Source organism: Streptomyces cirratus, from assembly GCF_014650775.1.
In the GTDB taxonomy this organism is placed as follows: Bacteria; Actinomycetota; Actinomycetes; order Streptomycetales; family Streptomycetaceae; genus Streptomyces; species Streptomyces cirratus.
Window position 1 is genome coordinate 1 of record NZ_BMVP01000043.1, and the last position, 1809, is coordinate 1809.

The 1809-nt window shown below is 65.3% G+C and carries 3 protein-coding genes; all 3 read right to left on the reverse strand.

Annotation, left to right across the window (positions count from 1 at the left end):
* Positions 1–324: 324 nt before the first annotated feature.
* Positions 325–891 (reverse strand): hypothetical protein, encoded by a 567-nt coding sequence (locus IE207_RS32790; RefSeq protein ID WP_190187977.1) that lies wholly within the window; start codon positions 889–891, stop codon positions 325–327.
* A 110-nt stretch (positions 892–1001) separates the two neighbouring features.
* Entirely contained in the window at positions 1002–1475 is a 474-nt protein-coding gene (locus tag IE207_RS34310) for a transposase (protein ID WP_373304818.1), read from the reverse strand.
* Positions 1472–1809, reverse strand: a 338-nt coding sequence (locus IE207_RS34315) for a transposase (protein ID WP_373304817.1), incomplete at its 5' end; no start/stop codon positions are given. The genes IE207_RS34310 and IE207_RS34315, both read right to left, overlap by 4 nt.

Consider the following 1809-nt stretch of genomic DNA (forward strand, 5'->3'; position numbering starts at 1 on the left):
CCCGCGGAGCGGGTACCTGAGCGCTGCGCGCTCAGGAGAGAACCGCCTCGCTGCGCTCGACGGGGCTCGGCTTCGCCGAGCCAGGGCCGGCCCTTCGGGCCGGGTGTCCTGCGCTTCGCTCCGGACAGGTTCGGGGTTCCGCTTCGCTTCACCCCGAACGGCCTGCTCCGCAGGCCTGGGTGACCCCGTTTCACGGGGTCCGGGCCTACGACCCGTTGGATGGGTCCGCTCCGCTCCCCCACCCGGGTCCTTCCGGCTCCGCCTCCAGGACCGGGCCGGCGGCGTTCAGAAGATGTTTCAGTCCTTGGCCGGGATGCAGTCCCACTAGAGCACTTCGGCGTCTACATGATTCATGAAAGCCTCTGCGGCTGTTTTATATTTTTCAAGTGCCTTCTTCATCTCATCGGACCAATTTTCAGCCCGGTTATATCCGAAGTATCTGTCTCGCAACAGGGCAGCTGCGGCTTCGCGAGGCGGTACGGTCTTCGCCAGCCACTTTCGCGCCTCCAACGACCCCACCAGCCGTGCGCTCACCTCTGCCTGCAACATCCGCTGGTACGCCGGAACGTATTTCTCATTATTCTGTCGCTTAAGTTCACCCTCGGTAATACCATTCCGATACTGCAGCAAAAAGTTTTGCAGGCTCGCCATTTCTGTTACCAAGTCCTGGAACTTTGTGCCGAACGCACCATAGGCCTGCCGCCGGATGTCAGCCCTTCTCGCCTCCGCTTCAGCCTCCCTGGCCTTCTCCGCGTCGTAGTACCCCAGGACGCTGCCTGCCAGACCCGCCAGAGCTCCGATCAGAGTGCCAGCCAAAGCTGCGCGCGCCGACCCCCACCTCCTGGCCCGGTTTCCCTCTTGGCCGGTACTCTCCTGCTGCTCTGCCTCCATACTCAGGGTCTACCTCACCACGGCGGACGACGCCCGGCGAGAGCTCCATCCAGCGGGCCCTCCAGCACCAATGCTTCATTATTGCGAGCAGATAACCTCTGGGACCGGATCTAGGGTCCGTCTTCAAATCGATCTTGCCCAGAGCAGAAGTGATGCGAGTGTGCCCGCTGCTTCGTAGGAGGTGGCGGTTTTCTCGTAGGTGGTGGCGATGCCGCGGAAGCCTTTGAGGCGGTTGAAGCAGCGTTCGACGGTGTTGCGGCGGCGGTGGGTCTCACGGTCGAAGCCTGTGGGCCGACCGCCTCGCCGCCTCGGTTGCGGCGGTGCTGCTTCTGGTCGTTCTTCTCCGGGATCGTGTGTCCGATGCCGCGTCGTCGCAGGCAGGCGCGGAACCCGCGTGAGCTGTAGGCCTTGTCGGCGATGACGTGGTCCGGTCGGCAGCGGGGGCGGCCGGGGCCGGTGCGGGGTATTCGGATGCGTTCGAGCAGCGGCCTCGCGCAGACGCCGTCGTGCCGTTGCCCCGGGGTCAGCAGGACGGCCAGGGGCCGGCCGCGGCCATCGCAGGCGAGATGGATTTTGGTGGTCAGGCCTCCTCGGGATCGGCCGAGGGCGTGATCGTCCGGTTCGTCCGTGCGGTGCTTCCCCTTTTTCGGCCGGTGGCGGCGGCGTGCTGGTGAGCGCGGACGATGGTGGAGTCGATCTGGACCAGCCAGTCGATGTCACCAGCAGCGTCGGCCCGGGCCTGGATCTGCTGCAGTGCCCGGGTGAACACACCGTCGATGGCATAGCGGCGGAAGCGGGTGTAGACCGTCTTCCACGGGCCGTAACGTTCCGGCAGGTCACGCCAGGAAACCCCGGTCCGGATCTTGTAGACCATCCCGTTGATCACCCGACGGTCCTCCGCCCGAGGCCGGCCCCTGC